Origin of the sequence: Micromonospora sp. HK10, assembly GCF_000982955.1 — a bacterium.
GTDB lineage: Bacteria > Actinomycetota > Actinomycetes > Mycobacteriales > Micromonosporaceae > Micromonospora.
The window spans coordinates 1-13,995 of sequence record NZ_KQ058696.1; the positions used below are offsets into that span (position 1 = coordinate 1).

At 76.4% G+C, this 13,995-nt stretch carries 14 protein-coding genes; 7 read left to right on the plus strand and 7 right to left on the minus strand.

Annotation, left to right across the window (positions count from 1 at the left end; translation table 11 throughout):
* The first annotated feature begins 1,012 nt into the window (after positions 1–1,012).
* Together LQ51_RS04500 and LQ51_RS04505 are read left to right on the plus strand one after the other, a co-directional pair.
* Positions 1,013–1,804: a carbon-nitrogen hydrolase family protein gene (locus tag LQ51_RS04500; RefSeq protein WP_082159264.1), complete on the plus strand. Its 792-nt coding sequence runs from the start codon at positions 1,013–1,015 to the stop codon at positions 1,802–1,804.
* Positions 1,804–2,628, plus strand: coding sequence for an MOSC domain-containing protein (locus tag LQ51_RS04505; RefSeq protein ID WP_046563377.1), 825 nt, complete (start codon positions 1,804–1,806; stop codon positions 2,626–2,628). The genes LQ51_RS04500 and LQ51_RS04505 overlap by 1 nt, the downstream gene beginning before the upstream one ends.
* A 71-nt stretch (positions 2,629–2,699) precedes the next feature.
* On the opposite strand, the gene LQ51_RS04510 is transcribed toward LQ51_RS04505, so the two are convergent.
* The 3 genes from LQ51_RS04510 to LQ51_RS04520 form a co-directional block, all read right to left on the minus strand.
* A complete protein-coding gene (locus LQ51_RS04510) occupies positions 2,700–4,157 on the minus strand; it encodes a serine/threonine-protein kinase (protein WP_046563378.1) in 1,458 nt (485 codons plus the stop codon).
* A gap of 184 nt (positions 4,158–4,341) precedes the next feature.
* Entirely contained in the window at positions 4,342–5,229 is an 888-nt protein-coding gene (locus LQ51_RS04515) for a helix-turn-helix domain-containing protein (RefSeq protein WP_156312973.1), read from the minus strand.
* Positions 5,230–5,339: 110 nt separating this feature from the next.
* Entirely contained in the window at positions 5,340–5,594 is a 255-nt protein-coding gene (locus LQ51_RS04520) for a DUF397 domain-containing protein (RefSeq protein ID WP_046563380.1), read from the minus strand.
* A gap of 239 nt (positions 5,595–5,833) precedes the next feature.
* On the opposite strand from LQ51_RS04520, the gene LQ51_RS04525 reads away from it, so the two are divergent.
* On the plus strand, positions 5,834–6,469 hold the full coding sequence (locus LQ51_RS04525) for a GGDEF domain-containing protein (protein WP_046563410.1): 636 nt from the start codon (positions 5,834–5,836) through the stop codon (positions 6,467–6,469).
* Between the two features lie 13 nt (positions 6,470–6,482).
* On the opposite strand, the gene LQ51_RS04530 is transcribed toward LQ51_RS04525, so the two are convergent.
* Together LQ51_RS04530 and LQ51_RS04535 are read right to left on the minus strand one after the other, a co-directional pair.
* A complete protein-coding gene (locus LQ51_RS04530; protein ID WP_052744748.1) occupies positions 6,483–7,481 on the minus strand; it encodes a phosphotransferase in 999 nt (332 codons plus the stop codon).
* A 7-nt stretch (positions 7,482–7,488) separates the two neighbouring features.
* Positions 7,489–7,983 carry a type II toxin-antitoxin system PemK/MazF family toxin gene (locus tag LQ51_RS04535; protein ID WP_046563381.1) on the minus strand — a complete coding sequence of 165 codons (495 nt, stop codon included), beginning with the start codon at positions 7,981–7,983 and terminating at the stop codon, positions 7,489–7,491.
* Positions 7,984–8,132: 149 nt separating this feature from the next.
* Between LQ51_RS04535 and LQ51_RS04540 the strand changes: the two genes are divergently transcribed.
* Positions 8,133–8,561 carry an OsmC family protein gene (locus LQ51_RS04540; protein WP_046563382.1) on the plus strand — a complete coding sequence of 143 codons (429 nt, stop codon included), beginning with the start codon at positions 8,133–8,135 and terminating at the stop codon, positions 8,559–8,561.
* Between the two features lie 42 nt (positions 8,562–8,603).
* Here the strand turns inward: LQ51_RS04540 and LQ51_RS31095 are convergent, their stop codons facing one another.
* Positions 8,604–9,350, minus strand: a complete 747-nt coding sequence (locus LQ51_RS31095) for a class I SAM-dependent methyltransferase (protein ID WP_197087523.1) — start codon at positions 9,348–9,350, stop codon at positions 8,604–8,606.
* 43 nt (positions 9,351–9,393) lie between these two features.
* Between LQ51_RS31095 and LQ51_RS04550 the strand changes: the two genes are divergently transcribed.
* Both LQ51_RS04550 and LQ51_RS04555 read left to right on the plus strand, forming a co-directional pair.
* Positions 9,394–9,912 carry an NUDIX hydrolase gene (locus tag LQ51_RS04550; RefSeq protein ID WP_046563383.1) on the plus strand — a complete coding sequence of 173 codons (519 nt, stop codon included), beginning with the start codon at positions 9,394–9,396 and terminating at the stop codon, positions 9,910–9,912.
* A 31-nt stretch (positions 9,913–9,943) separates the two neighbouring features.
* A complete protein-coding gene (locus tag LQ51_RS04555; protein WP_046563384.1) occupies positions 9,944–11,188 on the plus strand; it encodes a hypothetical protein in 1,245 nt (414 codons plus the stop codon).
* Positions 11,189–11,195: 7 nt separating this feature from the next.
* On the opposite strand, the gene LQ51_RS04560 is transcribed toward LQ51_RS04555, so the two are convergent.
* Positions 11,196–11,594 (minus strand): DUF2267 domain-containing protein, encoded by a 399-nt coding sequence (locus tag LQ51_RS04560; protein ID WP_046563385.1) that lies wholly within the window; start codon positions 11,592–11,594, stop codon positions 11,196–11,198.
* A 169-nt stretch (positions 11,595–11,763) separates the two neighbouring features.
* Here LQ51_RS04560 and LQ51_RS04565 point away from each other — a divergent pair, with 169 nt between their 5' ends.
* Complete coding sequence (locus LQ51_RS04565; RefSeq protein WP_082159265.1) at positions 11,764–13,926, plus strand: molybdopterin-containing oxidoreductase family protein; 2,163 nt, start codon at positions 11,764–11,766, stop codon at positions 13,924–13,926.
* Positions 13,927–13,995: the final 69 nt, after the last annotated feature.

The following is a 13,995-nucleotide window of genomic DNA, read 5'->3' on the forward strand; positions in this document are numbered from 1 at the left end:
GTCAGGCGCTCAGAAAGCCTTGCGAGAGGGGGGATCATCTCCGGCCGCGAGGGCGGGGCCTCTTCGCGGCGCCGGGACCAGGTGTAACGACCGGCGGCCCACCATCATTCCCCGGGGGGCCTCTTGGCGGCGCCGGGACCAGGTGTAACGACCGGCGGCCCACCATCATTCCCGGGGCCCGGCACCCGGTGTCGGGTGCTCCTCCTCGGCCGTTCACCCGGATACAACGACCCCCGGCCGCCGGCCATTCCGGCCCGGCGATGCCGCCGGTCACACCCCCGAAACCGGACACACCACCCATCGGCAACCACAGCACCGCCCGGCGCCCGCACCACCGCACAGCGTCGGCAGCATGGCGTCCCGCAGCACCGGCCGACATCCGCAGCACCGACCGGGTTTGCCGCACCACCCGGCGTCCCCAGCACCGGCCGGCGTCCGCAGCACCGGCCCGCCTCGTGCAGCACGGGCCGGCGGCGGCGCCGCGGAGACCGCTGGGGGACATCGCGGACGCGGAAGGCCTCACCTCGCCGCGGCGCCAACCGCCCGCGCAGTGACCACGAAACCGCGCAATCCGCGCCAACCGCCCGCGCAGTGACCACCGGACCGCGCAATCCGCGCCAACCCCCCGCGCAGTGACCACCTGACCACGCAATCCGCGCCAACCCCCCGCGCAGTGACCACCGGACCACGCAATCCGCGCCAACCGCCCGCGCAGTGACCACGGGACGGCGCAATCCGGGCCTATGGGTCGGCGGAGTGGCCGAACCGGGCGAAGGCCGCAGTCGGCCGCCTCCGGCCAGTCGTCGTCGGCCGCCGCCACGGGACATGAGGCGTGGGTCCCCGTCAGGGATGATCAACTCCGGATGCCGCAAAGCGGCCTTTCCAGGGCTACGGACACCACACCATGCCGCGATCGGGGTTGATCAGGACACGGGCCCGGATAGCGGAAGATGGGTTGGCCGGGGCCGCCTAGGCTGCGGGCACACACGGTGGAGGAAGAGGGGTGAGGTCGATGCGTACGCCGCTGCGCCTGGCGGTCGCCCAGCCGCGTTGCCGCTCGTACGACGTCGCCGGCAACGCGGCCGTGCACGCCGCGACCGTACGCGCGGCCGGGGCCCGGGTGGTGGTCTTTCCCGAGCTGTCGCTGACCGGGTACGAGCTGGACGCCGAGCCGGTGCGGGCCGGGGACAGCCGGCTCGCGCCGCTCGTGGCGGCGTGCGCCGAGACCGGGGCGGTGGCGTTGGCGGGTGCCCCGGCACCGGGGCCGGGCCGGCCCTACCTGGCGGTCCTCGCGGTGGACGGGGCCGGCGCCCGGGTGGCGTACCGGAAGATGTGGCTGGGTGGCGCGGAGCCGGACCGGTTCGCGCCCGGCACCCGACCGGCGGTGCTCGAGGTGGACGGTTGGCGGCTCGGCCTGGCGGTGTGCCGGGACACCGGGATCGCTGAGCACGCCGCCGGGACGGCGGCCCTGGGTGCGGACGCGTACCTCGCCGGGGTGCTGGAGACGGCCGACGACGCGGCGGTGCCGGCGGAGCGGGCCCGACGGATCGCCACCACGCACCAGGTGTGGGTGGCGGTGGCGAGCTTCGCCGGTGGCACCGGTGGCGGCTATCCGCGGGCGGCGGGCGGTTCGGGGATCTGGATGCCGGACGGGTCGCCGGTGGGGCGGGCCGGCACGGGCACCGGCGAGTTGGTACGGGCGACGCTGCACTTAGCTCCGCCGGCGGGCGGCCACTCCGGGCGGCGGTCCCGGGGCGGGCACCGGATGACGGGCGGGGTCGCCCGGGTGAGGGGTGTCAGGTGATGATCGGGCAGGTCGCCGGGATCCGGCGCTACCCGGTGAAGTCGCTGCTCGGTGAGGAGTTGGACGCAGCGGAGGTGCGGGCCGGTGGGTTGGTCGGCGACCGGCGGCTCGCGCTGCTGGACCGGGCGTCCGGCCGGGTGGCCAGCGCGAAGAATCCGTACCGCTGGCGTGCCCTGCTCACGCTGCGGGCCTCCGGCGCCAGGCCGGTGCGGATCGTGCTGCCCGACGGCCGTGCCGTCGACGCGGACGACGACCGGGTGGACGAAGTGCTCTCCGAGGTGCTGGGCGAGCCGGTGACGCTGGTCGACACCCCACCGCCGGACGCCGTTCTCGAACGGTCCCGGCCGGAGGCGGTGCTCGCGGCCGGCGTGACGGTGCCGGTGCCGATGGACGAGGGGCGGCTCGGGGCGGCCGCCCCGCCGGGCAGTTTCGTCGACTTCGCGCCACTGCACCTGGTGACCACCGCGACCCTGCGCCGGCTCGGCGCGGCCGTACCGGCCGGCGTGGTCGACCCGGCCCGGTACCGGCCGAACCTGCTGCTCGACACCGACGGCGCGGGCTTCGCCGAGAACGACTGGGTGGGGCGGGAGCTGCGGCTCGGCGGCGAGGTAGTGCTGCGGATGCTGGCGCCGACACCCCGCTGCGCGGTACCGACGCTGGCGCACGGCCCGCTCCCCCGCGACCCCGACGCGTTGCGCGCGCCCGCGCGGCTGAACCGGGTGGTGCCGCTGCCCGGCCTGGCGGCGCAGCCTTGCGTCGGCGGATACGCGCAGGTGGTGCGCCCAGGGCGGGTCCGCGTCGGCGACCCGGTGCGGCTGGGCTGACCCGCGCCCGACCACGACGACACGGGCACGGTTGAGTCGGCGCACCTGACGGCGCGGCGGGCGGTGGCGGCTCAGCCCTGGCCGCGGCCGTGCAGCAGCGCGTACGCGGCGAGCAGCCGCTGGAGGGCGGCGGCGGTCCGGTCGTCGAGCTTGCCGTCGTCGGCGGCGTCGTCGATGCGCTCGCGGAGGTCCTCGATCCGCTTGGCGCGGTCCTTGGGCTTGCCCCGGTCCAGCTCGCCCGCCTTCTTCCGCAGGTCGTTGGCGATCTTTCCGTCGATCCGGCCGTCCGCTACCGCCTGGCCGAGCAGGTCGGCGAACTGCGCCGCGAGCTGGCGCAGGGTGACCGGCGCCGGGCGGGCGCTGGCCGGCGCGGGCGCGCTGGACGACTCGGGAGCCGGTTCGCCGGCCGGGGCGGTGGTGCCCGGCGCGGTGACCGCGGGTGAGTGCGGGTCGTCGTCGAGCAGCAGCGTGCCGACGAGGCCGAGCAGTAGCACCAGGCCGGTCGCGAGGAGCACGCCGAGGAGCCGGTTGGACCGGGCCGGCGGGCCGGCCACGGTTCGTGGTGGCGGGACCGGGCGGGCCGTGGCGCGCGGTGGCGCGCTCGGGCGGGCCGGCACGGCGGACCGGTCGATCAGCGTCGGGGCCGGTTCGGGTTGGGCCACCGTGGGCAGGACCGCGGTCGGCGGGTCGGCGGGCCGGCCGGCGCCGAGGCGGGCCGCGAGGTGGGCGGCGGTGGGTCGCCCGGCCGGGTCCGCGGCGAGGCAGGCCAGGGTGAGCTCGGCGACGTCGGCGGGGAGCCCGGGAATGCGCAACGGCGGCACCTTGGGGCGCCGGGTCCGCAGGTCGAGCACGTCGTCCCAGGTCTGCACGGGCAGCGGGGCCCGGCCGGTGAGGGTGCGGTAGAGCAGCGCGCCGAGGGCGTACACGTCGCTGGCCGGGTTCGCCGGGCCGGGGGTCATCCGCTCCGGGGCGAAGTAGGCGGGCGTACCCATCATCAGCTCGCCGGTCTGGCCGGCCAGCGGGTGCCGGGGGTTGGCGAGCGTGGCGATGCCGAAGTCGAGGACCTTCGCGCCGGTCTCGGTGAGCATGACGTTGCCGGGCTTGATGTCGCGGTGCACCACGCCGAGTTTGTGCGCGGCGGCCAGCGCGCCGGCTACCTGGCCGGCCAACCGGACCGCCTCGGGCCAGGCGAGCGGACCGCCGGACAACCGGTCGGCCAGGGTGCGCCCCTCCACCAGCTCCATCACCAGGTACGGCAGGACCGCGCCGCCGGGCAGGGTGGCCTCGCCGTAGTCGTACACCTGGGTCACGTGCGGGTGGGTGAGCCGGGCCGCGGCGCGCGCCTCGCGCTGGATGGTGGCGCGCAGGTGCGGGTCGGCGGCGAGCTGCGTGGCGAGGGCCTTGACCGCGACGGGTCGGTGCAGCACCTCGTCGTCGGCGCGCCACACCTCGGACATCCCGCCGAGCCCGATCCGCTCGCGCAGGACGTACCGATCGTGCAGGCGCAGCGAGGGCGTCAACGGCGACATGGTGGTCCAGTCTGCCTGCCGTCGGGCCGGCTCGGCCAACCCGGTGCCCGGTTCCGCCCCGGTCGGGCGATTCCCGACGCGAGCTGGTCACCTGGTCGTGGCAGGGCGCGCCCACGAAAGGGTGGCACCACGCCACCGGGGGTGCGGACGTGCGGGGCTGGCAGTCGGGCAGGGTCCGGCCGGGTCAGCCCGGGTAGAGCTCGTCGCGGATCTTGGTGAGCAGCTCGGGGGTGCTCTCCGGCGGGGCGGCCTCGACGCAGAGCCGTTCCATGGCCAGCGCGTAGTAGTCGAGGTCGTCGCGCTTGTCGAGGTAGATCGCGCTGGTGAGCTGCTCGATGTAGACGATGTCGGGCAGGTCCTCGTCGCCGAAGCGCAGGATGCTGAAGGCGCCGCTGGCCGCGGCGTGCCCGCCGGCGTCGAAGGGCACGACCTGCAACCGGATGTGCGGGGCGGCGGTGGCCTCGATCAGGGCGTCCAGCTGGGCACGCATCACGGCGTGCCCACCGATCGGCCGGCGCAGCGCGGCCTCGTCGAGCACCGCCCAGAGCTGCGGCGGGTCGGGGCGGCGCAGCAGCTCCTGACGCTTCATCCGCAGGCCGACCCGGCGTTCGAGCTCGTCGGGCGGGGCGCCCTGGTGACCGAGCAGGATCACCGCGCGGGCGTAGTCGGCGGTCTGGAGCAGGCCGGGCACGAACTGCACCTCGTAGGTGCGGATCAGCGCGGCGGCGGCCTCCAGGCCGAGGTAGGACTGGAACCAGCTGGGCAGGACGTCGCCGTAGCGGTGCCACCACCCGGGGCTGTTGGCGTCGCGGGCCAGGGTGAGCAGCGCCGCCCGTTCCTCCTCGGCGGTGACGCCGTAGAGGGTGAGCAGGTCGGAGACGTCGCGCTCCTTGAAGCCGACCCGGCCCAGCTCCATCCGGCTGATCTTGGACTCGGAGGAGCGGATCTCCCAGCCGGCCGCCTCCCGGGTGACCCCGGCGCCTTCCCGCAGGCGGCGCAACTGCCCCCCGAGCAGCATGCGCAGCACCGTCGGCCCACTGGCCGGGCCGCCCTCGGCGGGCACCATCGTCACGTGCGCGTCCTTCGCATGCCGGCAGCTGTCGGCCGGGCCCCCAGCCCAACCGACGAGTAAGCATGCCATGAACCCTCGGTGAGGTGAACTCCCCCGGACGGCCGAGTCGGTCAGGGGGACGGGCGGTCGGCGATCAGGTGGTCGAAGTCGCCGTCGCGGGCGCCGAGCACAAAGGCGGTGATCTCGTCCACGCTGTAGATCAGCGCCGGACCCTCCGGGTGCCGGGAGTTGCGTACCGCGATCCCGGCACCTCCGGGCAGCTCGGCCAGCTCGACACAGTTTCCGCTGGGGTTGCTCCGGCGGCTCTTCTGCCACCGCAGCGGCGGCAGTTGGTTGGTGGGTACGCCGTTCTCAGGCTGCTGCATTGGGCGGTCTTTCTGTGCCGAGCCAGCCGGTGCCGCGGGGAGGGGGCGGTGCTGGCGGCGGAGGGGTGTGGTCTGTTCGGGTTCGGGATGCACGTGCATCTGCTATTGCATCTGCATTGGACAGCGAGCATGATAACGCACGTACGGTGTGCCCAACCGTTCACTTTGGGTAACGAGGCTGCCGGTCGAGACGAGCGCGGGCGGGGGCCGAAACACGTGCGTTACGGGGAGGAGTGCGCGTGCCGGATCCGATGACCGTCGCCTCCGGAGTCTCTGCCGTCGGTGCCCTGGTCTCCGTCTGGCAACTGCGCCGCCGGGCGCTGCGCGCCGAGGCGGAGGTCGAACTGCTCCAGGCCGAACTGGAGGCGGAACGGCACGCGGCCAGCCACGACCCACTCACCGGCCTGCCGAACCGGCGGGCCTTCTTCCGGCTGGCGGCGGCGTTGCTGACCAACCCGGCCGGCCGGCCGCTGGTCGCCGTGGTGCTCGACCTCGACGGCTTCAAGCAGGTCAATGACCGCTACGGGCACGCCGCCGGCGATCAGGTGCTGATCAGCGTCGCGCAACGGCTGGCCGCGTTCGCCGGGGACAACCTGGTGGCTCGGCTCGGCGGCGACGAGTTCGCCGGCCTGCTGGCCAGCCCCACCGTGGACCGTAGGTGGATCGAGCACGCCACCCGCCGGCTCTGCGAGGCGCTCGCCGCGCCCATCCCGGTCGGCGCCCGGACGGTGCAGGTCACCGCCTCCGTCGGGCTCGCACCGGTACACGGACCCACCCAGCTCACCGACGCGCTCTGCCGGGCGGACGCGGCGATGTACCAGGCGAAGAGCGTCAGCGCCGCCCGCGCCGCTCGGGAGCTGATGGCCGAGTGCTGAACGGCCGGCCGGCTCAGCGGCCCGCCGCCCGCAGCGCACTCCCGGCCAGGGTGAGCAGCCCCGCCGGCGACCGCAGCCCGGCCAGGATCCGCAGCGCGCGCACCCGGTCCGCCTCGCGCCGCCCGGGATCGGCCGCCTCCACCGACCAGCTCCACATGTCGTCCAGCGCCCGCACCCCGAGGTGGTACGCCAGCCGCAGCGGGTCCGGCGCCACCGGCCCGTAGCCGGCCCGGAAGGACGCCTCGTCCACCCGCCCCCGCGGCGCGAACGCGGGCCCGCCACCGAGAACGAACATCAGGTCGCGTTCCCGCGGTGCGAGCACCGCGTCGTCCCAGTCGATCAACCAGACCTGCCCGTCCGGGCCGAGCAGCAGGTTGCCCAGGTGCGGGTCGCCGTGGCAGACCACCAGCTCGGCCGGGCGGGCCCGCAACTCCGCGCCGAGCCGGTCCACCGCGACGAGCAGCCGGTCGAGGTCGGCGCCGGCGGCCAGCCAGTGGGCGGCCACCTCCCGGGTCCAGCGGTCGGCCGTGGCCTCGTCGACCGCGCGCAGCCGGCGGTCCGTGTCGCGGACGGCCGCCCCGACCGCGGCGTGGGTGTGGTCCTCGCGGGGCAGCCCCGCCAGCTCGCCGCCAACCGGGACCGCGTGGACGGCGGCGAGCAGCGCGCCGTAGCCGCGCCAGTGCGCGGCGCGCAGGTCGCCGCCGGGGGCCGGCTCGTCGGAGACCCACGGCACCACGGTGAGGCGGCGTCCGTCGTGGACGGCGTCGAGCCGCCCGTCCCGGGTGGTCAGCGGCGCGGGCACGCCGGGTACGCCCCGCCGGGCCAGCAGCGCGGCCACCGCCGCGCCGGCCGGGGTGCCCCCGCCGGTGAGCTTCACCGCGTACGCGTGACCGTCGGCGGTGGTCGCCCGCCACGTCCGGGCGGCCGGATCCGCGCCCAGGTCCACCGGGGCGGAGCTGACCAGGCGCAGCCCGAACTCGGCCGCGAGCCGGGCGGCGAGCCGCTCGTCCACCCGCCGGTCAGCGCCAGCCGTAGCCGGCGCGCAACGCCTGGCCCACCCGGTCGAACCGGGGCCGGTCCAGCACGGCGCCCTCCCGGCGGATGCTGTCCTCCCGCATGGTGAGCACCCGGTCCAGGCGTACCCAGCTCGGGCGCTTGTCGCGGTCCCACTCCCCCGGCCCGAGGGCCAGCCAGTGCCGCTGCCCGTCGCGCTCGCTCTGGCTGGACAGCATCAGCCCGTACAGCGTCCGGCTCTGCCGGCCCACCACCAGCACCGGCCGGTCCTTGCCCTGCCGGGGGTCGTCCTCGTAGGGGACCCAGGTCCAGACGATCTCGCCCGGGTCGGCCTGGCCGTCCAGCTCCGGGGCGTACGCCAGCTCCCGCCGCTGCAGGGCGGCGACCTGACGCCGCCGCGCGACCTGGGCGGGAATCACCCGCGGGGTGCCGGTCGGCGCCGCGGCGCCCCCGGTGATCCGGCCGAACCGGGACGCCACGCTCCTCAACAGACCTGCCACGGCCGGCAGCCTATCGCCCGGCGCCGCCGGGCGGCCCGGCCGGCCCCGACCACCGGCCGAGGTCGGCCGGGCGGTCGACGCCGGTTCGGGCCGAAGCGCCGAGGTGGCCGACCGGCCCAGGTGGTTGAGTCGGGTACGGAGGTGATCGCATGCCCTTCGAGGTGCGTACCCGCAGCCTGCCGGACCGGCCCGCGGCGATCGGGTCCGCCGGGCCGTTCACGCTGGTGGTGGACCGGCCGGCCGACGGTGGCGGGGACGGGCTCGGCTTCAACGGTGGGCAGCTGCTCTATCTGGCCGTCGCCGGCTGCGTCTCCAACGACCTGTTCCGGGAGGCTCGGGCGCTGGGCATCACCCTGCACCGGGTCGAGATCTCCGTGCACGGCGACTTCACCGGTGACCCCGCCGTCTCCACCGAGATCGGCTACGACGTACGCCTCGTCGGCGACGCCGACGCGGCGCGCCTGCGGGAGTTGGTGGACCGGGTCGACGCGATCGCGGAGATCCCCAACTCGCTGCGCCGGGGCACCCCGGTCCGGCTCCGGCACGCCGAGCTGACCGGCCACCCGCACCCCGGCTGAGGCGCCGCCGACCGGGGCGTGGGTGCGGCGTCGGCGGCCCGCTCAGGCCGGGTGGCGGGCCAGCACCAGGGTGGTACGCAGGTCGAGCACCACGCCGCCGCCGAACCCGTCGATCGTCGCGCGCAGCGCGTCGCGCACCCGTTCGCGCAGCTCGGGCGGGCGCTTGAGCTGCGGCGAGAAGGTGGCCACCAGGCGCAGGTACGCCGCGGTGTCCAGCGGCACGGCCCGGCGGAACAGCCGCGACCGCACGTCGGTGAAGAGTCCGCTGCCGAGCACGTCGTCGTGGACCCAGCCGTCCGGGCGGTCCACCGTCGGCCGCGGGTCGACGGACTCGAACGCCGCCCGCAGTCCGGCGGCGTGGGCCGGGTCCACGTAGTCGTAGCGGTGGCCGAACACGGCCAGGGTACCGCCGGGCGTGAGCGCGTCGTACGCCCGCCGGTTGCGGGTGGCCGGGTCGAGCCAGTGCCAGGCCATCGCGCAGGCCAGCGCGGCCACCCCGCCCGGCGGCGGGGTCCACTCCTCGAACGCGGCGACGACCACCTCGACCTCCGGGAAGCGGCTGGCGAGCACGGCCGCCATCCGCCGGTCCGGTTCCACGCAGGTCGTCCGCGCGCCCAGGTCGAGCAGCGTCCGGGTGGCCAGGCCCGTCCCGGCGCCGACCTCGACGAGCGTGGCCGGCGGGTCACCGTGGTACCCGCGGATCGCCGCCACGAGCTCCACTGGATAGCCTGGACGGGCCTCGTGGTAATCGTCGGCGACCTCGCCGAAGAGCTGCGACATGATCACCATCATCCCAGGGTGACGCCGTCGCCACCGTCCCTCCGGAGGAGCCGTGCAGCCCGAACTGCCCCGGGACCTGCCGGTGATCGAGCGCCGCGCGGTCCGCCTGGTGGTGCTCGACGCCGCCGCGCGGGTGCTGCTGTTCCACACCCGCGATCCGGAGCACCCCCGGCTCGGCGTCTGGTGGGAGCTGCCCGGCGGCGGCCTCGACCCCGGGGAGACCTACCTCGACGCGGCGGTGCGGGAGCTACGCGAGGAGACCGGGATCGTCGTCGCGCCGGGCCAGGTGGGCGCGCCGACGTGGCGGCGGCGGGCCAGCTTCGTGCACCGCCGGCTGCGCCACCTCCAGGACGAGGTGGTCGTCCCGGTACGGCTGCCCGGTCCGGGGCCCGACATCGACGAGACGCACCGGCTCGACTACGAGGTGGAGGACTACTTCGGCTTCCGCTGGTGGCCGGTGCCCGAGCTGGTCGCCGACCGGCCGCGCTGCTACCCGGGGCGGCTGCCGGAGCTGCTGCCGGTGTTCCTGGCCGGCACCGAGATCGACGAGCCGTTCGAGCTGTGGTCGTGACGTACGCGCCGCCAACCGGCACAGTGGAGCGGTGACCCCTCTGCACCCACCGCTCGCCCGGTACGCCGAGCGGCTGCACGGCGCCGCCGGCGAGGCCCACCACATCGCCTCCCCGCTCGGCGCCTGGCTGCTGCTCGCCCTCACCGCCCCCGCCGCCACCGGCGACGCCCGGGCCGCCCTGGAGGACGCCCTCGGCACCGACGCGGACACCGCCTCGGCGGCGGCCCACGCGCTGCTGGCCGCGCCGCACCCGCTGGTCGCGGCGGCCACCGCGCTCTGGGAACGGCAGCCCTTCGACGGGCTGGCCCGGTGGCGCGCGGGCCTGCCGGAGCGCACCGAACGCGGCCCGCTGCCCGACCAGGCCGCCCTCGACGGGTGGGCCAGGGAGCGTACCGGCGGGCTGATCGAACGGTTCCCGGTGGCCGTCGAGGCGGACACCCTGCTGGTCCTGGCCAGCGCGCTGGCCACCCGGGTGTCCTGGGCCGACCCGTTCCAGGTGGTGCCGGCCGACCAGCTCGGGGCGGGCAGCGCGTGGGCGGGCCGGCTGGCGCGGGTGCTGCGTACCCCGGGGCACGGGCACTCCTGCTGGATCGCGGCCACCGCGCGGGCCGGGGACGTCGCGGTGCACGCCGCGCCGGCCCGGCCGGCGCCGGGCGCCGACGGCGAGGCGGGCCTGCTGGTCTGCTCGGTCGCCGCCGCCCCGGACGTGCCGGCGGTGGACGTGCTCGCCGCGGCCCAGGAGCTGGCCGTGGCCGCCGCCACCGGCCCGGCGGGCCAGCGGCCCGGCCGGCGGTCGCTGTTCGACCTGCCGCTCGGTGACGGTCCCGCCTGGACGGTGCGCGAGGAGCCGATCCGCACCTTCGCCCCGGACGGCCGGGAGGAGCTGGCCAGCGCCGTGCTGCCCTGCTGGTCGGCGGAGAGCCGGCACGACCTCACACCGGCCGGTTTCGGCTTCGACGCCGCCGCGCGGGCGCTCGGCACGCTGCTCGGCAACCCGGACCTGCCGTACGAGGCGGTGCAGTCGGCGGTCGCCCGCTACGGCCGGTACGGCTTCGAGGCCGCCGCGGTGACCGCGTTCGCGATGCGGGCCGCGCTGCCACCGGGGGGCATGGCCCGCCACGCGGAGCTGCGCTTCGGGCACCCGTACGCGGTGGTCGCGGTGGCCACCGACGGCGCGGGCGGGCCCTGGCACGGCGTGCCGGTCTACTCGGCCTGGGTGGCGCAGCCGCAGGAGCTGCCCGAGGCCGAGCTGGCCGACCCGCCCGAGCAGTGGTGAGCCGGGCTCACGGCGCCCCGTACGGCGGGCGCGGGATCGGGTCGACCATGGCGTCGAAGCCCTTCGGCAGCTGGGCCACCAGGTCGTGGAACTCGTCCACGGTCACCGCCGCGCGCAGCGTGGCCAGCACCGCGCGGGTGCCCAGCTCGGCCACCGCCGGGTCCACCGCGGCCCGGTCGGCGACCCGGTGCACGAAGTCGACCGCGCCGCCGGTCGCCGGCTCCGCGGCCGGGGCGGTCAGGTAGCCGCTCAGCTCGTCGGGCAGTTGGGCGGCCAGGTCGCCGGCCTCACCGCCGGTGACCCGGTCGGCGAGGGTCTGCAGCACCGCGCGGGAGAGCGTGGCGGCCAGGTCGGTGGGCAGTTCGGAGCGGCGGGAGACCGCCTCCACGAATCGGGGAAACCGCACACCAGCCTCCTGGGGCCACCGGCCGCCGCCGGTCCTGTGAACGACCGCCGGTTACCCGGGGTCGGCGGCGGCAAACGGCGGTCACCGGAGCAGCCCGCGGTCCCGCAGGCAGGGCGAGCGCGGTGTCGCGGGGCGCCGTGGCGGCGCCGCCGCTCGGTAGGCTCGCCGCATGGCTCGCAGCACCCACCCCGGCGCCTGCCCGCTCGACTGCCCCGACACCTGCGTCTGGCAGCTCACGGTGGCGGACGGCCGCGCCGTCGCGCTGCGCGGCGACCGTGATCATCCGTTCACCCGCGGGGCGCTCTGCGGCAAGGTCAACCGCTACCTCGACGCGGTCAACGGCCCCGACCGGCTCACCACCCCCTACGTCCGGACCGGACCGAAGGGCGTCGGGCGGGTCTCCTACCGGCCGGCGAGCTGGGCCGAGGCCATCGCCCGGGCGGCCACCGGGCTGCGCGCCAGCATCGACCGGCACGGGCCCGAGTCGGTCCTCCCGTACTACTTCGCCGGCACCATGGGCCACGTGCAGGGCTGGACCATGGGTCCGCGGCTCTTCGCGCACCTGGGCGCGTCGCGGCTGGACACCACCATCTGCACCGGGGCGGCGCAGGCCGCGCTGCGCTCGATCTACGGCGGCTCGATCGGTTTCGAGCCCGAGTCGATCGTGGACGCCCGGCTGATCGTCCTCTGGGGCGCCAACCCGCTCGCCACCAACCTGCACCTCTGGCCGTTCATCCAGCAGGCCCGGGAGCGCGGCGCGTACCTGGTCACCATCGACCCGCTGCGCACCGACAGCGCGGCCCGCAGCGACCAGCACGTGGCCCCGCTGCCCGGCACCGACGCCGCGCTGGCGCTCGGCCTGATGCGGCACGTGCTGGACGCGGGCGCGGCCGACGAGGAGTGGCTGGCCGCACACACCGTCGGCTGGCCGGAGCTGGCCGCCCGGCTCGGCGAGTGGCCGGTGGAGCGGGCCGCCGCCGCGTGCGGCCTGCCGGTCGGGGTGGTCCGCGACCTGGGCACCCGGATCGCCACCACCCGGCCCACCGCCGTGCGGGTCGGGCTGGGGCTGCAACGCCACCACGGCGCCGGTCAGGCGATCCGGGCGATCTGCGCGCTGCCGCTGGTCACCGGCGACTTCCGGTACCCGGGCGGGGGCGCCCTGGTGTCGACCAGCGGGCACCACCCGATCGACGAGGAGCGGGTGGTCCGCCCGCCGGACCTGCCGGCCCCACCGGCCCGGTCGGTGAACATGAGCCGGCTCGCCGCCGTGCTCACCGGGGAGGCCGACCCGCCGGTGACCTCGCTGGTGGTGTTCAACGCGAACCCGGCGGCCACCGCGCCGGACCAGAACCGGCTGCTCGCCGGCCTGCGCCGCGACGACCTGCACACCGTGGTGCTGGAGCAGCGCTGGACCGACACCTGCGACTACGCCGACGTGGTGCTGCCGGCCACCATGCAGCCGGAGCACCTCGACCTGCACTCCTCCTACGGCCACCACTACACGACGCTGAACCTGCCGGTCACCGAGGCGCCCGGCGAGGCGCTGCCGAACACCGAGATCTTCCGCCGGCTCGCGGCCGCGCTGGGCATCGACCATCCCCGGCTGCGCGACAGCGACGAGGAGCTGGCCCGGCAACTGCTGCGCGGCACCCCGGTCAGCTTCGAGGAACTGCGCGAACGCACGTACGTCCGGATCACCGGGGTGGCGGTCGGCAGCGCCCCGTACGCCCACGGCGGGTTCCGCACCCCCGGCGGTCGGGCCCGGCTGCACGACCCGTCGCTGGCCCGACTCGGGGTGGACCCGCTGCCCGGGCACACCCCGCCGGTGGAGGCGACCGACCGGGAGCTGGCCCGCCGGTTCCCGCTGGTGCTGGTCGCCCCGGCCGGCCGGTTCCTGATGAACTCGACCTTCGCCTCGCTGCCCTGGCACGCCCGGCGGACCGGGCCGCCCCGGGTCCACCTACACCCGGACGACGCGGCGGCGCGCGGTCTCGCCGACGGCGACGCGGTGCGGGTACGCAACGACCGGGGCGCCTTCCTGGCGGCGGTCGCCGTGGACGACGCCACCCGGCCCGGGCTGGCCTTCACCTACAAGGCGTACTGGGCGCGGCTGAGCCCGGGACGGGCCACCGTCAACGCGGTCACCGCGGTCCGCGACACCGACCTGGGTGGCGCGCCGACCTTCCACGACTGCCGGGTCGAGGTCGAGCCGGTGCCGGCGGAGCTGCTGACCGTCGAGCCGCCCCGGGACGCCGAGCCGGCGCCCCGCGGCCCGGCGGACGTCCCGGCCCGGCCCGTCGCACAGCCGGTGGAGTCGGTGCCGGCCGGCTGATCCGGCCGGCCGCCCGGGCCGGGACTTCCGGCCCGGCCGGGCGGTTCCAGCGCCCCTGCTCCCGACCAC

Excerpts from the sequence above, each read along its gene's own strand:
- LQ51_RS04540 (WP_046563382.1), top strand. The coding sequence starts at position 8,133 with ATGCCCTTCGAGGTGCGTACCCGCAGCCTGCCGGACCGGCCCGCGGCG.
- LQ51_RS31095 (WP_197087523.1), bottom strand. The coding sequence starts at position 9,350 with ATGGTGATCATGTCGCAGCTCTTCGGCGAGGTCGCCGACGATTACCAC.
- LQ51_RS04505 (WP_046563377.1), top strand. The coding sequence starts at position 1,804 with ATGATCGGGCAGGTCGCCGGGATCCGGCGCTACCCGGTGAAGTCGCTG.
- LQ51_RS04500 (WP_082159264.1), top strand. The coding sequence starts at position 1,013 with ATGCGTACGCCGCTGCGCCTGGCGGTCGCCCAGCCGCGTTGCCGCTCG.
- LQ51_RS04510 (WP_046563378.1), bottom strand. The coding sequence starts at position 4,157 with ATGTCGCCGTTGACGCCCTCGCTGCGCCTGCACGATCGGTACGTCCTG.
- LQ51_RS04520 (WP_046563380.1), bottom strand. The coding sequence starts at position 5,594 with ATGCAGCAGCCTGAGAACGGCGTACCCACCAACCAACTGCCGCCGCTG.
- LQ51_RS04565 (WP_082159265.1), top strand. The coding sequence starts at position 11,764 with ATGGCTCGCAGCACCCACCCCGGCGCCTGCCCGCTCGACTGCCCCGAC.